The organism is Streptomyces sp. NPDC046887 (assembly GCF_040644755.1).
In the GTDB taxonomy this organism is placed as follows: domain Bacteria; phylum Actinomycetota; class Actinomycetes; order Streptomycetales; family Streptomycetaceae; genus Streptomyces; species Streptomyces lichenis.
Window position 1 is genome coordinate 1 of the sequence record NZ_JBEYXH010000048.1, and the last position, 18,644, is coordinate 18,644.

Below are 18,644 nucleotides of genomic sequence, written 5' to 3' on the forward strand. Positions count from 1 at the left end.
GCGGGATGGTGTTGGCCATCAGATGGTCGAAGCCGTAGTGGAGGAAGGCGGAGGGCACGATGTCGCGCAGCTCGCCGGTGTCCCGCGGGCTGACCCCGTAGCCGTCCAGGGCGTGCCCGGTGGCCGTGTCCACCAGCTCCAGGGCCCAGAGCAGGGCGATCCAGCACGCCATCAGCCAGGCGGCGGCCTTCGCCCGGGAGACGTGCCTCCAGCCGGTGAGCTCGCCGGTCGTCGTCCGTGCCATGGAACCCCCTCGCGGCGTCGCGGTCGTCGCGGTCCTGTGTGCGGGGAACGTGCGGGCGGGGTGGGTGGTTCCCCCCGGGCGGTTCCCCCCCGGCGGTTCTCCCGGCGGTTCTCCTGGCGGTTCTCCCGGCGGTTCTCCTGGCGGTTCTCCTGGGGGTCCTCCCGGCGGTTCTCCCGGGGGTTCCCTCGGCGGGTCCCCCGGCGCGGCGGACCGCGCGTCCGGGGCGCCGACCCGGCGGATAGGCTCGGGGCCATGACCAGCAGCCCCGCCACCGGCCCCACCGCCGGCTCCGTCAGCGGCCCGCGTGTGCCCTGGGTCGTCGGCGTGTCCGGGGCCTCGGGGACCCCGTACGCCGCCGCCGTGCTGCGGGGGCTGCTCGCGGCCGGGGAGAGCGTGGACCTGGTGGTGTCCCGGGCCTCCCGGCTGACCCTGCTGGACGAGACCCGGATCGCCTTCCGCGACGCCCACTGGCAGGAAGACCTGCGCGAATGGCTGGCGCGCGGGGCGGACGGCAAGCCGGGCACCTTCGACGTGGACGTGGCGGCGGTACGCCACTGGGCGGCGGGCGACCTCGCGGCCGGGCCGTCCTCCGGCTCGTACCCGGTCAAGGGGATGCTGGTGGTGCCGGCCTCCACCGCCTGTGTGGCGGGCGTGGCGCTCGGCCTCTCCAAGGACCTGCTCCAGCGGGCCGCCAGCGTCACCCTCAAGGAGCGCCGCCCCCTGGTGATGGCGGTACGGGAGACCCCGCTGAACGGCCAGACCCTCCGGCACCTGGTGGCGCTGGACGAGGCGGGCGCGGTGGTGCTGCCGGCCTCCCCGGCGTTCTACGCGGGCGCCACCCATATCCAGGACCTGGTGGACTTCGTGGCCGGCCGGGTGCTGGACGCGGCGGGCGTGCGGCACGGGCTGTACCGGCGCTGGAAGGGTGAGCTGGGCGGCGGCTCGGCTCCGGGGCCGGGGCCGGGGTCGGAGCCGGAGCCGGGGGAGTCCCGCGACTGACGCCCCCGCGCGACCCGTACCGACTGCTTCGACGCCCCCGTCACGCCGGCGGGGCCAGGCGCGCACCGCGCGTGATCGCTGGGGCGCCTTTCTTTCTACACTTGTCCTGCCGGATCGATGAACAATGGAAGGCTTCACGTCTATGGACGCCGTGGATAGGCAGCTCATCCAGGCCCTTCGGGAGAACGGTCGCGCCTCGTACGCCGAGCTCGGCCGGCTCGTCGGGCTCTCCGGGCCCTCCGTCACCGACCGGATCAACCGCCTGGAGGCCGCGGGGGTCATCACCGGCTACCGGGCCACCGTGGACTCCGCCTCGCTGGGCCTCGGCGTGACCGCGCTGATCGGTATCTCGCTCTCCGACGCCGCCGACCACGAGGACGTGGCGCGCCGACTGCGGGACCTGGCGGAGATCGAGGACTGCTGGTTCATCGCCGGCGACGACTCGTACATGCTCAAGGTGCGGGTCAGCGATGTGGACGGGCTGGAGAAGACCATCCGCCGGCTCTCCGGCACCCGGGGCGTCTCCCGTACCCGTACCACCATCGTGCTCTCCACCAAGTGGGAGAACCGGGTCGGGGAGCTGCCCGAGGAGGAGTGACCTCCGGGGAGTACCGTGGGGACGGCCCGATCAGGACAGACGCGGGTGGACGCGGGCAGACGCAGGTAGACGCGGCAGACACGACACACGTAGGAGAGGCGGCCGGATATGGACGCGGGACTCAAGCGCGAGCTGGAGGAGAAGGTCCGGTCCGGGGAGCGGCTGACCCGCGAGGACGGCATCGCCCTCTACGAGTCCGACGATCTGGCCTGGCTCGGCGGCCTCGCCCACGAGGTGCGCACCCGCAAGAACGGTGACGTGGTCCACTTCAACGTCAACCGCCACCTCAACATGACGAACGTGTGCACCGCGTCCTGCGCGTACTGCTCCTTCCAGCGCAAGCCGGGCGAGAAGGACGCGTACACCATGCGCATCGAGGAGGCCGTCCGCCTCGCCAAGGCGATGGAGAACGAGAACCTCACCGAGCTGCACATCGTCAACGGGCTCCACCCCAACCTCCCCTGGCGCTACTACCCGCGCTCGCTCAGCGCCCTCAAGGAGGCGCTGCCGAACGTCTCGCTGAAGGCCTTCACCGCCACCGAGATCCACCACTTCGAGACCATCTCCGGCATGTCCGCCTCGGACATCCTGGACGAGCTGATCGAGGCCGGTCTGGAGTCGCTGACCGGCGGCGGCGCGGAGATCTTCGACTGGGAGGTCCGCCAGCACATCGTGGACCACCGCACCCACTGGGAGGACTGGTCCCGCATCCACCGCCTGGCGCACGAGAAGGGCCTGAAGACCCCGTCCACCATGCTGTACGGGCACATCGAGGAGCCCCGGCACCGGGTGGACCACGTGCTGCGGCTGCGCGAGCTCCAGGACGAGACGGGCGGCTTCCAGGTCTTCATCCCGCTGCGCTACCAGCACGACTTCGTGGACATGCAGGACGGCAAGGTCCGCAACAAGCTCCAGGCGCGGACGACCATGGCGACCGGGGCGGAGGCGCTGAAGACCTTCGCCGTCTCCCGGCTGCTCTTCGACAACGTCCCGCATGTGAAGGTCTTCTGGGTCATGCACGGGGTGCAGACCGCGCAGCTCGCACTCCAGCACGGCGCCGACGACATGGACGGCTCGGTGGTCGAGTACAAGATCACCCATGACGCCGACAACTACGGCACCCCGAACAAGCTGACCCGCGACGACCTGCTGGACCTCATCCGGGACGCCGGCTTCCGCCCGGTCGAGCGGAACACCCGCTACGAGATCATCCGCGAGTACCCGGGCCCGGACGCCGACCGCCGCGAGTCCCCGCAGCCGATGCGGGTCTGAGATCGTCGAGGGGGTGGGTGCGGCCCCGGTTGGGGTGCGCGGGCCCGGTTAGGGTCGGGGGCATGCCGCTCACCTTCCAGCTGGATCCGCCGGTGGACGGCGCGCTGCGCGACGGAGTGCTCGCCCTGTGGGCGGACGTCACCAACGCGGGCGGCGCCGTCGGTTTCGTCCCACCCGTCACCCCCGAGGACATCCGCCCCGAGTGGGTGCGCCACCTCACCGCCCTCTCCGAGGGCCGCAACCGGCTGCTGGTCGGCTGGGACGAGCGCGGCGCGGTGGCCGCCACCGCCGTCATCGCCTTCAACACCCACCGGCTGATGCGCCACTGGGTCTGGCTCTACACCGTGATGGTCCACCCCGCCCACCAGGGCAAGGGGTACGGGCGGGAGCTGATGGCGGCGGCCGAGAAGGCGGTTCGCGGCTTCGACTCCATCGAGGCGATCCGGCTCGGCTGCCGGGGCGGCCTCGGCCTGGAGCGGTTCTACGCCGCCTGCGGCTACCGCGAGGTCGGCCGGGTGCCCGGCGCCATCCGGGTCGCCGACGGCGACGACCGCGACGACATCCTGATGCTGCTGCCCCTGGGCTGACCGAAGTGCTCCAAAGGGGACGTGCTTCACTGGACGGGCGGTACCCCGCACCGCCACGAGAAGGAACACCAGAAGGAAGAGGCCCAGCCGTGCCCGCTGCCGATGCCGCTGCCGAAGCCAGGAAGAGCGCCACTCTCCGCTACACCCTGATGCGCTTCGGCGTGTTCGCCGGCTGCTTCCTCGCCGTCTGGGGCCTGGTCTACGCCGGTGTGATCCCGCGCGGCCTCGGCGACTCCAACCTGCTGTGGGTGCTGCTGCTCTCGCTGGTGGTCTCCGCCCCGCTCTCCTTCGTCCTGCTGCGCAAGCAGCGCGACGCCATGTCCCAGCGGATCGTCGAGCAGGTCGACACCGCCAAGGCGCGCCTGGAGGCCAACCGCAGCCGTGAGGACAGCGTCACCTCCTGAACACTCCCCCGCCGTCGCCGTACGGGCTCGTGACCTCGGTCACGCCCGCCTGCGGCCCACTCCGCACCCCAGCGCAGAAGCTCCGCTTTTGCCTGGGGTGTTGGTGTTCCTCCGCCCTTTCGGCCTTCGTTCCTGTCCCAAAGAAGTCCTTTGAGCTTCTCAAAGTACGGGTGTTACCGTGAGGGCATGACGACCGCAGTGCGCCTCCGCGAAGACGCCGCGAGCATCCCGCTCGTGGCGCGCCTGCACGTCGATCTCTGCCGCTGTATGTCCGCGGTCTGTTGCCGCGCCTCCTAGAAAGCCTTCCGAGCGGCCTGCTGGAAGGCCTCCTGGAGAACAACCGGCATCGCAGCGGCGCCACCCCCTCATCCACCCTCATCGCGAGAGCGCCGCACCCCTCCCCGTATTTCCCCGATACGCACCACTGGAGTGTGTCCGTTGTCCGCGTCCGCGAGCTCCGCCTCCGTGAGCCCCGAGCCCACCGCGACCCCCGCGCCGGCCCCCAAGCGCCGGCTGCCCAAGGTCCCGTTCTGGGCCCAGATCGTCGCCGGCCTCGTCCTCGGCGTCCTTCTCGGCTGGATCACCCGCAGCTACGAGGTGTCCTGGCTCTACACCACTCTCGACCAGGTGGGCTCGATCTTCGTCCAGCTGCTGAAGCTGGCCGTCGCCCCGCTCGTCTTCTTCGCGATCCTGGTGTCCATCACCAACCTCCGCAAGGTCAACAACGCGGCCCGGCTGGCCTCCCGCACCCTGCTCTGGTTCATGATCACCTCGCTGGTCGCGGTCGCCATCGGCCTCGCGATCGGCCTGCTCACCAACCCCGGCGCCGGCACCGGCCTCACCCCGGCCGACGGCAAGAAGCCCGAGAACGCCGGCTCCTGGCTGGACTTCCTCACCGGGATCATCCCCACCGACGTCATCACGCCGTTCACCGAGCTGAACGTCCTGCAGATCGTCTTCATGGCCGCCGTCGCCGGTATCGCCGCGCTGAAGCTCGGTGAGAAGGCGCAGCCCATCCTCACCTTCAGCGAGTCCGTGCTGGCGCTGCTCCAGAAGGCCCTGTGGTGGGTCATCCGGCTCGCCCCGATCGGCACCGTCGGCCTCATCGGCTACGCCATCGCCGACTACGGCTGGAACCTGATCGGCAAGTACGCCACGTTCACCGCCGACGTCTACATCGGCTGCGCGCTGGTCCTCTTCGGCGTCTACCCGCTGCTGCTGGCCACCGTCGCCAAGGTCAACCCGATCCAGTTCTTCCGCGGTGCCTGGCCCGCCATCCAGCTGGCCTTCGTCTCCCGCTCCTCGGTCGGCACCATGCCGGTCACCCAGCGGGTCACCGAGCGCCTCGGCGTGCCGAAGGAGTACACCTCCTTCGCCGTCCCGTTCGGCGCCACCACCAAGATGGACGGCTGCGCCGCGATCTACCCGGCGCTCGCCGCGATCTTCATCGCGCAGATCTTCGACGTGCAGCTGGGCATCAGCGACTACCTGCTGATCGCCTTCGTCTCGGTCGTCGGCTCCGCCGCCACCGCGGGCCTCACCGGCGCCACGGTCATGCTGACGCTGACCCTGTCCACGCTGGGCCTGCCGCTGGAGGGCGTCGGCCTGCTGCTGGCGATCGACCCGATCCTGGACATGATCCGCACCGCCACCAATGTGGCCGGGCAGGCGCTGGTCCCGGTGATCGTCGCCGCCCGCGAGAACATCCTCGACCGCGAGGCCTACGACCGCGCCACGTCCTCCCCGGTGGACGAGCGCGAGCCGGAGTCCGAGGACAGCCGTTCGGGGGCGGCGGTGCCGGCCGCCGCGTAGCGGTCCCGCCCGCGCCGCCCCTGACAGGCGCCCCTGCCGCGATGAGCGGCGGGGGCGCCTGTTCGCATACCGGTGCGGTCGGTTGCCGCGCCCCGTACGCTTACCGGTCGGTACGGGCGGCGGAAGTGCGGGTGCGCGGCCGCGGGGCGGGAAGGACGGGCTGGCGTGGGCGAGAGCAATGGGGACGGCGGGGTCGGTGGGGGCGTGCCGGGGGTCCGGGGCAAGCGGATGCCGCGGGCGGTGCGTGAGCGGCAGATGATGGACGCGGCGGTGCGGACCTTCGGGCAGCGCGGCTACCGGGCCGCCTCCATGGACGAGATCGCCGAACTCGCGGGAGTCTCGAAGCCGTTGGTGTATCTGTACCTCAACTCCAAGGAGGAGCTGTTCACCGCCTGCATCCGGCGGGAGGCGGCCGCGCTGGTCGCGGCGGTACGGGCCGGGGTGGACGGCGCCGACGGGGAGCCGGGTCTGACGGCCGACGGACAGCTCTGGGCGGGGCTCACCGCGTTCTTCACCCACACCGCCGAGCACCCGGACGGCTGGGCGGTCCTGCACCAGCAGGCCCGCACCCATGGGGAGCCCTTCGCCGCGGAGGTGGCGGTGATGCGGGACGAGCTGGTCGCCTTTGTGACCGGGCTGATCGGGGTCGCCGCGCGGGACGCCCGCCAGGACCCCGCCTTCACTGACCGCGACCTCTCCGGGCTGGCCCATGCCCTGGTCGGCGCGGCGGAGTCGCTGGCCGACTGGGCGAACCACCAGCCCGGCGTCACGGCCAAGGAGGCGGCGGGGACGCTGATGAACTTCGCCTGGACGGGGCTGGGCGGGTTGATGGAGGGGCGTCGCTGGTCGCGCTGAGCGAGGCGGGTCCTCTACGGGGCCGTCACCGCGCCCCGCAGGTGGGTTCGGCCGTCGGGTGAGCGGAGCTCGAAGGAGTGGGCGTCGGCGGCGTACACGGCCGTGCCGGGAAGGGGTACGGGGGCGGTGAAGGACGCCTCCACCCGTACTGCTTCCGGCAGTTGGTGCTGGGAGAGGCAGCGGGCGAGGGTGTACATGCCGTGGGCGATGGGGCGGCGGAAGCCGAAGGGGCGGGCGGTCAGGAGGTGCAGGTGGATGGGGTTGCGGTCGCCGGAGACGGCGCCGTAGCGGCGGCCGAGGTCGGGCGGTAGCCGCCATTCGGCAAGGGCGGGGAGGGGAGCGGGGGCCGACCGGTCGGTGCGCTCCAGGTCCTGGTCGGGGGTGGGATGGCGGGCCAGGTAGGAGCTGGTGGAGTCCCAGAGCAGGGTGCCGTCGGGGGAGTGGGCCTCGGTGGTGACGGTGGCTTCGGTGCCCCGGTGGTGGAGGGTGAGGCCGGTGAGGTGGACGGTGAGGTCCAAGGGGTCGGCGGGGGCCAAGGGGTGGTGGCGGGTGAGAGTGATGCGGGTGTGGACCAGGCCGAGCAGTGGGAGGGGGAAGGCGGGGGCGGCCATCAGGCGCATGGCGAGGGGGAAGCCCAGGAGGTGAGGGTAGGAGAGGGGGATCGTTTCGGCGGTCCCGTAGCCGCAGAGGTGGTTGTAGGTGTGGAGGCGGTGGGGGTCGGGGCGGACGCCCGGCAGATGCAGCCGCGCCGTGTGGCCGAGGGCCGCGGGGGTGGGTGGGAGCCGTTTGAAGGGGGAGCGTAGGGCGCCGGTGGCCAGGGTGAGGGGGAGGCTCATGGGTCACGCCCCCAGCAGGGACTGCCCGCAGACGCGGATGACCTGGCCGTTGACGGCGGCGGAGGCGGGGTCGGCGAGCCAGGCGGTGGTCTCGGCGACGTCCTCGGGCAGTCCGCCCTGGGCGAGGGAGTTCATTCGGCGGCCCGCCTCCCGGATGAGGAAGGGGACCTCGGCAGTCATCCGGGTCTCGATGAACCCGGGGGCGACCGCGTTGACGGTGACGCCGTGGTCGGCAGCGGCGCGCGGGGCGAGGGCGCGGACCAGGCCGATGATCCCGGCCTTGCTCGCCGCGTAGTTGGTCTGGCCGGTGTTGCCGGCGATACCCGCGATGGAGGCGGTGGCGATCACGGTGCCGCCCCGGCGTATCGCCCCGGTGGTCAGCAGCGCGTCGGTGGTGGTGAGGACGGCGGCGAGGTTGACGTCCAGCACGGTGTTCCAGCGCTCGGCGGGCATGTTGGCCAGCCGGCGGTCACGGGTGATGCCCGCGTTGTGGACCAGGGCGTGCAGGCCGTCGGGGGCGGCGGCCGCGATCTGCTCGGCGGCTTCGGGGGCGGTGATGTCGAGGGGAAGCGGGGTGCCGCCGAGGCGTTCGGCGGTGCGGGTGAGGGCGGCGCGGGCGCCGGGGACGTCGAGGCAGAGGACATGGGCCCCGTCCCGGGCGAGGGCGGTGGCGACGGCGGCGCCGATGCCCTGGGCGGCGCCGGTGACCAGGGCGGTGCGGCCGGCGAGGGGGCGGGCGGGGTCGCTCGGAGGGGCGGGGAGGGGCAGCGTGCCGGTGGTGTCGAGGACCTGGCCGCTGAGGTAGGCGGACTTCGGGGAGAGCAGGAAGCGGAGGGTGGACTCGGCGGCGGCCGGGTCGGTCAGCCGGAGCAGGTTGGCGGTGCTGCCGTGGCCGACCTCCTTGCCGAGGGAGCGGACGAACCCCTCCAACGCCTGCTGCGCGGCGGCCTGGTGGTGGTCGGTGGCGGAGAGCGGCGCACCGGCGAGGACGATCCGGCCGCTCGGGCGCAGCCGCCGGACGACCGGGTGGAGGGCGGCGTGCACCTCGGCGAGGTCGGCGGGGGTGGCGAGGTGGGTGGCGTCCAGCAGGACGGCCGCGTACCGCTCACCGGGGGTGTTGGAGGCGGGTGGGAGTCCGGCGCGGGCCGCGGTGTCGGCCAGTCCGTCCAGGCCCTTGGGGCCCGCGGTGAGGTGCAGCAGCGGGCCGTCCAGAGTGGGGGTCCGCTCGGACCACCGGCGCAGTGGGGCGGGTTGAGGCAGCCCGAGGCGCCGGGTCAGAAAGCGGCCCGGGGCGGTGGTGGTGAGACGCAGATAGCGGTCGGCCATTGTCGAAGCTCCCTGCCCGGTCGTAGATTTACTCCAGAGTAAGGTTACTCAGAGGTCAGGAGCTGGTCGAGATGAGGACGATGGGAACGCCTCGCAGGGTCGCTGTCCTCGGGGGCAGCCGTATCCCGTTCGCGCGCTCCGACGGGCCGTACGCCACCGCCTCCAACCAGCAGATGCTGACCGCCGCACTGGACGGTCTGGTCGAGCGGTTCGGGCTCCAAGGGCGGGGAGCGGTCGGCGAGTTCGTCGCCGGGGCGGTGCTCAAGCACAGCCGGGACTTCAATCTGGCGCGGGAGACCGTGCTGGGCTCGAAGCTGGACCCGCGTACGCCTGGCTACGACATCCAGCAGGCCTGCGGCACCGGGCTCCAGGCGGTGATCGCCGTCGCCAACAAGATCGCCCTCGGGGCGGTGGACGCCGCCGTGGCCGGGGGCGCCGACACCGCCAGCGACGCCCCGCTCGGGGTCAACGACCGCCTGCGCCGCCTGCTGCTGGAGGCTCGCCGCGCCAATAGCCTCCCGGCCCGGCTACGGGTACTGGCCCGCGTACGCCCGTCGCATCTCCTCCCCGAGATCCCGCGCAACGCCGAGCCGCGCACCGGGCTCTCCATGGGCGAGCACGCCGCGCGTACCGCCCGGGTGTCCGGGGTCGGCCGGGTGGAGCAGGACGAGTTGGCCGCCACCAGCCACCAACGGCTGGCCGCCGCGTACGAACGGGGCTTCTTCGACGGGTTGGTGGTGCCCTACCGTGGGTTGGAGCGCGACCAGAACCTCCGCCCGGGGTCGACTCCCGAGCAACTGGCGCGGCTCCGGCCGGTGTTCGGGACCGACCAGCCGGGCGCCACCATGACGGCCGGCAACTCCACCCCGCTCACCGACGGCGCCGCGGTGGTGCTGCTGGCGAGCGAGGAGTGGGCCCAGGCGCGCGGACTGGCACCGCAGGCCTACCTCACGCTCTACGAGAGCGGGGCGGTGGACCATGTGCACGGCGAGGACGGGCTGTTGATGGCCCCGGCGTACGCGGTGCCCCGGCTGCTGGAGCGGGCCGGGCTCGGGATCGAGGACTTCGACCTGGTCGAGATCCACGAGGCCTTCGCCTCCCAGGTGCTGGCCACCCTCGCGGCCTGGGAGAAGCAGGGCCTGGCGCCGGTGGACCGGGCCCGGCTCAATGTGGCGGGTTCCTCGCTCGCCACCGGACATCCGTTCGCGGCGACCGGGGCCCGGATCACCGCCACCCTTGCCGCGCTGCTGGCCGAGCGGGACCGCCCGGGACGCGGCCTGATCTCGATCTGCGCGGCCGGCGGCCTCGGGGTCACCGCCATCCTCGAACGCCCCTGAGGCCCCGTAATCCCCCCATGACGAAGGAGCCGCACGTGACCGTCCAGCTCGTTCCGCCGCACCGCCGCCATGTGGAGGGCGCGGTGCACGAGGTCTCCGTACCGCCGTTGGTGAAGCCCGTGGAGCACGGCTCGCTCGCCGACATCCCCTTCACCAACGCCCGCGAAGCCCCCACCGACGCCGTCCTCAGCCGCAAGGACGCCGAGGGCCGGTGGATCGACGTCACGGCGGAGGCCTTCGCCGCCGAGGTGCTGGCCGTGGCCAAGGGGCTGGTCGCGAACGGGCTGCGCCCCGGTGACCGGCTCGCCCTGATGGCCCGTACCACCTACGAGTGGACGCTGATCGACTTCGCCGCCTGGGCCGCCGGGCTGATCACCGTGCCCCTCTATCCCACCTCCTCCGCCTTCCAGGCCCGCTGGATCCTGGAGGACTCGGCCGCCGCGGCCTGTGTGGTGGAGTCCACCGCGCAGGCCCGGCTGATCAGCGCCGAGCGGCGGCAGCTGCCCGGGCTGCGCGAGCTGTGGGCGGTGGACACCGGAGCCGTGGACACCCTGAAGGCGGCCGGCAAGGACGTCCCCGACGAGGTGGTCACCGCCCGCCGGGCCGGGCTCGACCCGCAGTCGGTCGCCACCCTGATCTACACCTCCGGCACCACCGGCCGCCCCAAGGGCTGTGTGCTCACCCACAACAACTTCTTCGCCGAGGTGGACAACGCCGTCGAGCTGCTCCACCCGGTCTTCAAGTCGGTCAGCGCCGAGCCCGCCGCCACCCTGCTCTTCCTCCCCCTCAGCCATGTCTTCGGCCGGATGGTCGCCATCGGCTGCCTGCGCGCCCGGGTGCGGCTGGGCCACGCCCCGTCCATCCAGACCGAGGACCTCCTGGCCGACCTGGCCGGCTTCCGCCCCACCTTCCTGCTGGCCATCCCGTACGTCCTGGAGAAGGTCTACAACACCGGGCGGGCGACGGCCGAGAAGATGGGCCGGGCCTCCTCCTTCGACCGGGCCGCCGCCATCGCCCGCCGCTACGGGGAGGCGGTGGAGGCCGCCCAGCACGGCACCGGGCCGGGGCCGTCCTTCGCCCTGCGGGCCGCCCGGGCGCTCTACGACCCGCTGGTCTACCGCCGTATCCGCGCGGCGCTCGGCGGCAAGGTGCGGTACGCGATCTGCGGCGGCTCCCCGCTCGGGCGGCGGCTGGCCTCCTTCTACGCGGGCGCCGGGATCGACATCTTCGAGGGGTACGGGCTGACCGAGACCACCGCCGCCTCCACGGTCACCCCGCCGCTGAAGCCCCGGATGGGCACGGTCGGCTGGCCGCTGCCGGGGACCTCGGTGCGGATCGCGCCGGACGGGGAGGTGCTGCTCGGCGGGGAGCACGTCTTCACCGGCTACTGGGACGCCGAGAGCGGTACGGTCGTGCCGGCCACCGACCACGACGGCTGGTTCCCCACCGGTGACCTGGGCGCGCTGGACGAGGACGGCTACCTCACCATCACCGGCCGCAAGAAGGACATCATCGTCACCTCGGGCGGCAAGAACGTGGCCCCGGCCCCGCTGGAGGACTGGCTGCGCGCCCATCCGCTGGTCTCCCAGTGCATGGTCGTCGGCGACGACCGCCCCTATGTCACCGCCCTGCTCACCCTGGAGCCGGACGGCCTGGCCCACTGGCGCCGGATGCACAAGAAGGACGAGGTCCCGCTCCGCGAGCTGGTCACCGACCCCGAACTGCTGGCCGCGCTCCAGCGGGCGGTGGACGACGCCAACCGGCTGGTCTCCCGCGCCGAGTCCATCCGCGCCTTCCGGGTGCTGACCGCCGACTTCACCGAGGACGCCGGCCATCTCACGCCCTCGCTGAAACTGCGGCGGACGGCGATCGCCCGGGACTTCGCCGACGAGATAGCCGCGCTCTACGCCGGACGGGGGAAACCTCCGGCCGGCCGATGACTTCCGCCCCCGCCCCCGGTCCACCCTTCGGGGAACAGGCCCCGAGGACCGGACGGAGCGGGACGATGACCATGACCAAGGTGGTGACCGGGGCGAGCATGTCCCTGGACGGCTATGTCTCCGGGCCCGACTTCAGCGGCTTCGACCTGCTGTTCCAGTGGTACGAGCGGGGCGACGTGGTGGTGGAGACCGCCGACCCGGAGCTGACCTTCCGCCTCACCAAGGTCAGCTCCACCTACTGGCACCGGCTGATCGCCGAGACCGGGGCACTGGTGGTCGGCCGCACGCTCTTCGACTACGTGGAGGGGTGGGGCGGCCGCCACCCCATGGACGTCCCGGTCGTCCTGCTCAGCCACTCCGTCCCCGACGGCTGGCCCCGCGCCGACGCCCCCTTCCACTTCGTCACCGAAGGCGGCATCGAACGCGCCGTCGCCGTCGCCCGCGACCTGGCCGGCGACAAGAACGTCGTGCTCAACTCCGGCACCATCGCCAGCCAGGCCCTGGAGGCGGGCCTGCTGGACGAGGTCTGCGTCGACCTGGTCCCCGTCCTCCTCGGCTCCGGCACCCCCTTCTTCTCCACCCCGGCCGGCGCCCCCTACACCCTGGACGGCCCCCTCTCCGTCGCCGAGGGCGACCGGGTGACGCATCTGCGGTACCGGGTGCGGTACGGGGAGTAGTAGGCCGTACGCAGAGCCTCAGCCGCCCTTCCCCCGGGCCTCCCGCCACTCCCGGACCGCCGCTTCCACGTCGAAAGGGGCCAGGCCCAGGGGCGGGCCGGGTGGGGGGCGGCGGAGGGCGGTGGCGATCTTTTCGTTGACCGCCTCCAGGCGGCGGCGCACCTCGGCCTCGGTGCGGGCGGTGGCGACCGCCTCCAGGGCGTCCTCGGCCTCCTTGCGGAGGGCCAGGGCGGGGGGCAGGACCGAGACTCCCTCGCGGTGCATCTTGCCCTTGACCCACCACTGCTCGTCGTAGGGGGCGGAGTCGTCGGCCAGCGGTTTGCCGAAGCCGGGCAGGGCGCGGAAGTCGCCGCGCTCGGACGCCTCGCGGATCTGCCGGTCGACGAAGGACTCGAAGCTCACACCGGGCGGTTTGCGTTCGGTCATGAGGCCAAGAGTAGGGCGGCCCGGAAAGAAAGAGGGGGGCCGGGAAAGGCAGGAGCCCCCGCCGGTCGGCCGGGAAGGCCGAACGCGGAAGGGGCTCCTTGGGTACTGCTACGTCGTGGCGATCACGACCGGCCGAACTAGGCCGGGGTGACGTTCTCCGCCTGCGGACCCTTCGGGCCCTGGGTGACGTCGAAGTTCACCAGCTGGTTCTCCTCAAGGGAGCGGAAGCCGGAGGCGTTGATCGCGGAGTAGTGAACGAAGACATCCGGGCCGCCGCCGTCCTGGGCGATGAAGCCGAAGCCCTTTTCAGCGTTGAACCACTTGACGGTTCCGGTAGCCATAAGCCCTCCTTGGGCCAAAGGGTCGCCCTGCTCCAGAACCTGAAACAAGTCTGAAAATTACAAAAGCCTGCGGGTCACATGCTCCGCAGGCTCTGTACTGCAAGGGAAACCAAACTGCAACTTGCGATGAGCGTAGCACGCACGGTGCGCGCATGGGTAGAGGGAAAGATCACTTCACCCGGATGTTTGACGGAGTTCATGTGGGCTGACAGGCGCCCCCTGGGCGGGTCGGGACCGCGGCGGGGCTAGCCTGGTGAGTCGTGGACAATTCAACCGACGACCCCCAGCCCAGCCGGCCGCGCGTCGGGCACATCCAGTTCCTGAACTGCCTGCCCCTGTACTGGGGCCTCGCCCGCACCGGAACGCTCCTCGACCTGGAGCTCACCAAGGACACCCCGGAGAAGCTCAGCGAGCAGCTGGTGCGCGGTGATCTCGACATCGGCCCGGTCACCCTCGTCGAGTACCTGCGCCACGCCGACGAGCTGGTCGCCTTCCCGGACCTGGCGGTCGGCTGCGACGGGCCCGTCATGTCCTGTGTGATCGTCTCCCAGCGCCCGCTGACCGAGCTGGACGGGGCCAAGGTGGCCCTCGGCTCCACCTCGCGCACCTCCGTACGCCTGGCGCAGCTGCTGCTGGCCGAGCGGTACGAGGTGGCGCCCGACTACTTCAGCTGCCCCCCGGACCTGGGCACGATGATGCAGGAGGCCGAGGCCGCCGTACTGATCGGCGACGCCGCCCTGCGGGCCTCCCTCCATGACGCGCCGCGCCTGGGGCTCCAGGTCCACGACCTCGGGCAGCTGTGGAAGGAGTGGACCGGGCTGCCGTTCGTCTTCGCGGTCTGGGCGGTGCGCCGGGACTACCTGGCCCGCGAGCCCAAGACGGTGCGCCAGGTGCACGAGGCCTTCCTCGCCTCCCGCGACCTCTCGCTGGAGGAGGTCGCCAAGGTGGCCGAGCAGGCCGCCCGCTGGGAGGCGTTCGACGCCGAGCTGCTGGAGCGCTACTTCACCACCCTGGACTTCCGCTTCGCCGCCGAGCAGCTCGCCGGGGTAAGGGAGTTCGCCCGGCGCACCGGGCCGACGACCGGCTTCCCGGCGGACGTCCGGGTGGAACTGCTGGGCGCCCTCTGACACCCGACGGGAGTACGGGAATAGACGGCTGCAATGGCCGCTGGGCGGCGGGGGTAAAGAGGCGGTTGGGGGGAGTGGCGGTGCGCCGGGGGTAATGGCGGGGGAAAGCGAGGGATGAATTCCCCGGAATGCACGCCGTATTCGGCGCGGTCAGGGCCGGGCCGGTGTTCGTGAGACGACCGGTGCGTGCGGGCGCGGGGCCTCTACGCTGCTGGGGGGATCGCCATCGGCGGGCCCGGCGGGGCGGGACGGGGGAGGGGCGCGTATGCAGCCGTTGGAGGCCGGGGAGCCGGCCGTGATCGGGCCGTTCCGGCTGCTCGGCAGGCTGGGCGCGGGCGGCATGGGCCGGGTGTACCTGGCCCGCAGCGGTGGCGGCCGGACCGTGGCCGTGAAGGTGGTGCACCCGCACTTCGCGATGGACGACGAGTTCCGGGCCCGGTTCCGGCGCGAGGTCGCCTCGGCGCGGGCGGTCGGCGGGCGCTGGACCGCCCCGGTCATCGACGCCGACCCCGAGGCCCCGGTGCCCTGGGTGGCGACGGCGTACGTGGCGGGCCCGCCGCTCGGCCGGGCGGTCGCCGCACACGGCCCGCTGCCCGAGCGGGCGGTACGGGTGCTGGGCGCCGGACTCGCCGAGGCGCTGTCCGCCGTGCACGGCCTGGGCCTGGTCCACCGGGACGTCAAGCCGTCCAACGTACTGCTCGCCCTGGACGGGCCCCGGCTCATCGACTTCGGTATCGCCCGGGCCACCGAGGGCACCGCCTCACTCACCTCCACCGGTGTGTCCGTCGGCTCGCCCGGCTATATGGCGCCCGAGCAGATCCTCGGCAAGGGGGTCACCGCCGCGGCCGACGTCTTCTCACTGGGCGCCGTCCTCGCCTACGCGGCCTGCGGCACCGCCCCGTTCCCCGGCGACTCCTCCGCGGCCCTGCTGTACAAGGTCGTCCACGAGGAGGCGGAGCTCGGCGCGGGGCTGACCGGGGAGCTGCGGGAGCTGGTCGCCGGCTGCCTGGCCAAGGACCCGGCGGCCCGCCCCGACCCGGCCGCGCTCGCCCGCGCACTGCTGCCGGAGGGGCTGGACGCGGCTATCGGGGGCGGCTGGCTGCCGGGGCCCCTGGTGGCGGAGGTGAGCCACACCGCCGTACGCCTGCTGGATCTGGAGCCGGGGGGAGGGGCAGATACGGGACCGGCCGGGCACTCCGGGCCGGTGCCGTTCAGCAGCCCGGCGCTCGGGGTCTTCGGCCCGCCCACCGAGCCCTCGGGCCCGCCCTCCGGGGCCTTTATGCCCGAGGACCCGCCTTCCGGGGCCTTTGCGCCCGGTGTTCCACCGCGTCCCGCCGCGCCCCCGGAGGTGCACGGGCTGCCGACCGCGTCTGTTGCCTCCGGCCCACGTGGACCCCTCGCGCTGTCGGTGACCACCGAGAGCGAGCGCGGCCCGGGCCGGGGCCGACGGCTGAGCTGCACGGTCGTGCTGGCGGTCGCCGGGGCGCTGGCCGCGGTGACGGTGGGCGGCGGCTGGCTGCTGGGGGTGCTGCGCCAGGAGCAGGGACGCTCCTCGGACACCGCCGGGCGGCCCCCGGCGGCCACGGGCTCCCGGACACCGAGCCCCTCGCCGAGCTCCGAGTCGCCGGGGGACAGTGACCTGGCCGCCGTACCGGAGGGGTTCATTGGCACCTGGAAGGGGCCGTTCGAGTTCGCGTTCCTCGGCGACTATGTGCGGGGCGGCACCTTCACCCTCACGCTCGACGGCGGCAAGTCCGGCAGTCAGGTCGGCACCGCCGACCAGTACGACGCCCTCGGCAACCTCTCCTGCCAGGACCGGCTGGTGCTGCGCCGTGCCACCGCCACCGAACTCGTCCTCGACGGCTCCTCCACCGGGAAGCCGGAGGGCAACAAGTGCACCTCCGGCACCCACACCGTCACCCTCACCCTGAAGGACGGGAAGCTGGCGTACGCCTCCGAGGAGCAGCGGGCCGGTAACCCGCGCGCGACCCTCACCCGGGAGGCCGGTGGCAGGTGACCGGGCGCCAGCGGGGCGCGCCGGGGGCTGGCGTAGGCTGGTCCGGTCCGTGTAGAGGCCCTGGAAAGCCCCGCACGGCCCCCGCACCACCCTGCAACCCGCGCCGAAAGGTGAGACGCCGGTGACCGAGAAGGCCGACCTCCAGTCCGTCCTCGACCGCGCCGCCGAAGGCGGGCGGATCACCCCCGAGGAGGCGCTCGACCTCTACCGGTCGGCCCCGCTGCACGCGCTCGGCGCGGCCGCGGACGCCGTACGGCGGCGGCGCTACGCCGGTACGGAGCACATCGCGACGTACATCATCGAGCGCAACATCAACTACACCAACGTCTGCGTCACCGCCTGCCGCTTCTGCGCCTTCTACGCGCCGCCGAAGGCCGTCGACAAGGGCTGGACCCGCGACCTCGACGACATCCTGCGCCGCTGCGCGGAGACCGTGGAGCTGGGCGGCACCCAGATCATGTTCCAGGGCGGGCACCACCCGGACTACGGCGTGGAGTACTACGAGGAGCACTTCTCCGCGATCAAGAAGGCCTTCCCGCAGCTGGTCATCCACTCCCTCGGCGCCTCCGAGGTGGAGCACATGGCCCGGATCTCCGGGGTCTCCGCCGAGGAGGCGATCACCCGGATCCACGCCGCCGGACTGGACTCCTTCGCGGGCGCCGGCGCGGAGCTGCTGCCGGCCCGCCCGCGCAAGGCGATCGCCCCGCTGAAGGAGTCCGGCGAGCGCTGGCTGGAGATCATGGAGATCGCCCACCGGCTGGGCGTGGAGTCCACCTCCACCATGCTGATGGGCACCGGCGAGACCAACGCCGAGCGCATCGAGCACCTGCGGATGATCCGGGACGTGCAGGACCGCACCGGCGGCTTCCGCGCCTTCATCCCGTACACCTACCAGCCGGAGAACAACCATCTGAAGGGCCGCACCCAGGCGACCCTCTTCGAGTACCTGCGCATGATCGCCATCGCGCGCCTGTTCCTGGACAACGTGGCGCACATCCAGGGCTCCTGGCTCACCACCGGCAAGGAGGTCGGCCAGCTCTCCCTGCACTACGGGGCCGACGACCTGGGCTCGATCATGCTGGAGGAGAACGTGGTCTCCTCGGCCGGTGCCAAGCACCGCTCCAACCGGCTGGAGATCATCGACCTGATCCGCAAGGCGGGCCGCGTCCCCGCCCAGCGGACCACCACCTACGAGCACATCACCGTGCACGAGGACCCGGCGGACGACCCGGTGGACGAGCGGGTGGTCTCGCATATCTCCTCCACCGCGATCGAGGGCGGCACCGCGCACCCCGAGCTGAAGCTGCTCAACGCCAACTGAGGCGGAGATGCTGACTGTTCACCGTCCGGCGGCCGGGGACTGCGTGCTGGTGGACGGCGGCCTGGTCCTCGCCCTCGGGCCGTACGGGGAGCTGGATCCGGGGCCGGGCGCGCGGGTACGCGAGTGGGCGGGCACGCTGCTGCCCGGGCGCCATGAGCCGGACGCCGTACGGCTGCTGGAGACGCTCTACTGGCCCGACCCGCGCGAGGCGGACGAGCTGGGTACGGAGCCGCTGCCGGCCGGTGCGGTGGCGATGACGGACACCCGCTGGGGCGCCAGCGCCCGGCGCGGGTTGCAGCGGATGCTGGGGCGCGGGGTGACCGCGGTCGCCGGGCCGTTCACCCGGGCCCCGGTGCGTACCGCCGTCCAGCGCTCCGGTGTGCTGGTCGCCCCGGCCGCCCCGGGCGTCCTCGCCCCCGGTGGGCGGGCGGACTTCACCGTGGTGGACTTCACCGTGGCGGCGGAGGACGGGAGTTGCCTGGTCACGGTGGTCGGCGGGCGGCTGGTGTACCGGAGGGCGTGAGC

At 72.6% G+C, this 18,644-nt stretch carries 18 protein-coding genes and 1 pseudogene; 14 read left to right on the forward strand and 5 right to left on the reverse strand.

Annotated elements, in window-relative coordinates:
- Positions 1-244, reverse strand: a pseudogene (locus ABZ945_RS29930) (rhomboid family intramembrane serine protease); the annotation flags it as partial.
- A 306-nt stretch (positions 245-550) separates the two neighbouring features.
- Here ABZ945_RS29930 and ABZ945_RS29935 point away from each other — a divergent pair.
- The 7 genes from ABZ945_RS29935 (at position 551) to ABZ945_RS29965 (ending at position 6,771) form a co-directional block, all read left to right on the forward strand.
- Positions 551-1,243, forward strand: a complete 693-nt coding sequence (locus ABZ945_RS29935) for a UbiX family flavin prenyltransferase (protein ID WP_361275956.1) — start codon at positions 551-553, stop codon at positions 1,241-1,243.
- Positions 1,244-1,385: 142 nt separating this feature from the next.
- A complete protein-coding gene (locus tag ABZ945_RS29940; RefSeq protein ID WP_361275870.1) occupies positions 1,386-1,841 on the forward strand; it encodes an Lrp/AsnC family transcriptional regulator in 456 nt (151 codons plus the stop codon).
- 108 nt (positions 1,842-1,949) lie between these two features.
- Entirely contained in the window at positions 1,950-3,113 is a 1,164-nt protein-coding gene (mqnE, locus tag ABZ945_RS29945) for an aminofutalosine synthase MqnE (protein ID WP_248637004.1), read from the forward strand.
- A 62-nt stretch (positions 3,114-3,175) separates the two neighbouring features.
- Positions 3,176-3,700 (forward strand): GNAT family N-acetyltransferase, encoded by a 525-nt coding sequence (locus ABZ945_RS29950; protein WP_361275873.1) that lies wholly within the window; start codon positions 3,176-3,178, stop codon positions 3,698-3,700.
- Positions 3,701-3,789: 89 nt separating this feature from the next.
- Positions 3,790-4,104, forward strand: coding sequence for a DUF4229 domain-containing protein (locus ABZ945_RS29955; protein WP_361275876.1), 315 nt, complete (start codon positions 3,790-3,792; stop codon positions 4,102-4,104).
- Positions 4,105-4,569: 465 nt separating this feature from the next.
- On the forward strand, positions 4,570-5,916 hold the full coding sequence (locus ABZ945_RS29960; protein WP_361275879.1) for a dicarboxylate/amino acid:cation symporter: 1,347 nt from the start codon (positions 4,570-4,572) through the stop codon (positions 5,914-5,916).
- Positions 5,917-6,120: 204 nt separating this feature from the next.
- Positions 6,121-6,771: a TetR/AcrR family transcriptional regulator gene (locus tag ABZ945_RS29965; RefSeq protein WP_361275959.1), complete on the forward strand. Its 651-nt coding sequence runs from the start codon at positions 6,121-6,123 to the stop codon at positions 6,769-6,771.
- Between the two features lie 14 nt (positions 6,772-6,785).
- Here the strand turns inward: ABZ945_RS29965 and ABZ945_RS29970 are convergent, their stop codons facing one another.
- Together ABZ945_RS29970 and ABZ945_RS29975 are read right to left on the reverse strand one after the other, a co-directional pair.
- Positions 6,786-7,607 carry a MaoC/PaaZ C-terminal domain-containing protein gene (locus ABZ945_RS29970; protein ID WP_361275885.1) on the reverse strand — a complete coding sequence of 274 codons (822 nt, stop codon included), beginning with the start codon at positions 7,605-7,607 and terminating at the stop codon, positions 6,786-6,788.
- A gap of 3 nt (positions 7,608-7,610) precedes the next feature.
- The gene (locus tag ABZ945_RS29975; RefSeq protein WP_361275888.1) at positions 7,611-8,933 is read right to left on the reverse strand and encodes a 3-oxoacyl-ACP reductase; all 1,323 of its coding nucleotides are present in this window, start codon (positions 8,931-8,933) and stop codon (positions 7,611-7,613) included.
- Positions 8,934-9,004: 71 nt separating this feature from the next.
- On the opposite strand from ABZ945_RS29975, the gene ABZ945_RS29980 reads away from it, so the two are divergent.
- The 3 genes from ABZ945_RS29980 to ABZ945_RS29990 all read left to right on the forward strand — a co-directional run bounded on the left by ABZ945_RS29980 (position 9,005) and on the right by ABZ945_RS29990 (position 12,887).
- The gene (locus ABZ945_RS29980) at positions 9,005-10,270 is read left to right on the forward strand and encodes an acetyl-CoA C-acetyltransferase (protein WP_361275890.1); all 1,266 of its coding nucleotides are present in this window, start codon (positions 9,005-9,007) and stop codon (positions 10,268-10,270) included.
- A gap of 35 nt (positions 10,271-10,305) precedes the next feature.
- Complete coding sequence (locus tag ABZ945_RS29985; RefSeq protein WP_361275893.1) at positions 10,306-12,210, forward strand: AMP-dependent synthetase/ligase; 1,905 nt, start codon at positions 10,306-10,308, stop codon at positions 12,208-12,210.
- A 65-nt stretch (positions 12,211-12,275) separates the two neighbouring features.
- Positions 12,276-12,887 carry a dihydrofolate reductase family protein gene (locus ABZ945_RS29990; protein WP_361275895.1) on the forward strand — a complete coding sequence of 204 codons (612 nt, stop codon included), beginning with the start codon at positions 12,276-12,278 and terminating at the stop codon, positions 12,885-12,887.
- Positions 12,888-12,905: 18 nt separating this feature from the next.
- Here the strand turns inward: ABZ945_RS29990 and ABZ945_RS29995 are convergent, their stop codons facing one another.
- On the reverse strand, positions 12,906-13,313 hold the full coding sequence (locus ABZ945_RS29995) for a DUF1992 domain-containing protein (RefSeq protein ID WP_361275897.1): 408 nt from the start codon (positions 13,311-13,313) through the stop codon (positions 12,906-12,908).
- Between the two features lie 137 nt (positions 13,314-13,450).
- Positions 13,451-13,654, reverse strand: coding sequence for a cold-shock protein (locus ABZ945_RS30000; RefSeq protein WP_008738468.1), 204 nt, complete (start codon positions 13,652-13,654; stop codon positions 13,451-13,453).
- Between the two features lie 260 nt (positions 13,655-13,914).
- Between ABZ945_RS30000 and ABZ945_RS30005 the strand changes: the two genes are divergently transcribed.
- The 4 genes from ABZ945_RS30005 (at position 13,915) to ABZ945_RS30020 (ending at position 18,642) form a co-directional block, all read left to right on the forward strand.
- A complete protein-coding gene (locus ABZ945_RS30005; RefSeq protein ID WP_361275900.1) occupies positions 13,915-14,781 on the forward strand; it encodes a menaquinone biosynthesis protein in 867 nt (288 codons plus the stop codon).
- 265 nt (positions 14,782-15,046) lie between these two features.
- Complete coding sequence (locus ABZ945_RS30010) at positions 15,047-16,798, forward strand: protein kinase (RefSeq protein ID WP_361275903.1); 1,752 nt, start codon at positions 15,047-15,049, stop codon at positions 16,796-16,798.
- Between the two features lie 121 nt (positions 16,799-16,919).
- Entirely contained in the window at positions 16,920-18,119 is a 1,200-nt protein-coding gene (gene mqnC, locus ABZ945_RS30015) for a cyclic dehypoxanthinyl futalosine synthase (protein ID WP_248636051.1), read from the forward strand.
- Between the two features lie 7 nt (positions 18,120-18,126).
- Complete coding sequence (locus tag ABZ945_RS30020) at positions 18,127-18,642, forward strand: hypothetical protein (RefSeq protein ID WP_361275906.1); 516 nt, start codon at positions 18,127-18,129, stop codon at positions 18,640-18,642.
- Positions 18,643-18,644: the final 2 nt, after the last annotated feature.

Bases quoted from the DNA above. Each gene is read 5' to 3' on its own strand.
- ABZ945_RS29940 (WP_361275870.1), top strand. From the start codon at position 1,386: ATGGACGCCGTGGATAGGCAGCTCATCCAGGCCCTTCGGGAGAACGGT.
- mqnE (WP_248637004.1), top strand. From the start codon at position 1,950: ATGGACGCGGGACTCAAGCGCGAGCTGGAGGAGAAGGTCCGGTCCGGG.
- ABZ945_RS29950 (WP_361275873.1), top strand. From the start codon at position 3,176: ATGCCGCTCACCTTCCAGCTGGATCCGCCGGTGGACGGCGCGCTGCGC.
- ABZ945_RS29970 (WP_361275885.1), bottom strand. From the start codon at position 7,607: ATGAGCCTCCCCCTCACCCTGGCCACCGGCGCCCTACGCTCCCCCTTC.
- ABZ945_RS29975 (WP_361275888.1), bottom strand. From the start codon at position 8,933: ATGGCCGACCGCTATCTGCGTCTCACCACCACCGCCCCGGGCCGCTTT.
- ABZ945_RS29980 (WP_361275890.1), top strand. From the start codon at position 9,005: ATGAGGACGATGGGAACGCCTCGCAGGGTCGCTGTCCTCGGGGGCAGC.
- ABZ945_RS29990 (WP_361275895.1), top strand. From the start codon at position 12,276: ATGACCATGACCAAGGTGGTGACCGGGGCGAGCATGTCCCTGGACGGC.
- ABZ945_RS29995 (WP_361275897.1), bottom strand. From the start codon at position 13,313: ATGACCGAACGCAAACCGCCCGGTGTGAGCTTCGAGTCCTTCGTCGAC.
- ABZ945_RS30000 (WP_008738468.1), bottom strand. From the start codon at position 13,654: ATGGCTACCGGAACCGTCAAGTGGTTCAACGCTGAAAAGGGCTTCGGC.
- ABZ945_RS30010 (WP_361275903.1), top strand. From the start codon at position 15,047: ATGCAGCCGTTGGAGGCCGGGGAGCCGGCCGTGATCGGGCCGTTCCGG.
- ABZ945_RS30020 (WP_361275906.1), top strand. From the start codon at position 18,127: ATGCTGACTGTTCACCGTCCGGCGGCCGGGGACTGCGTGCTGGTGGAC.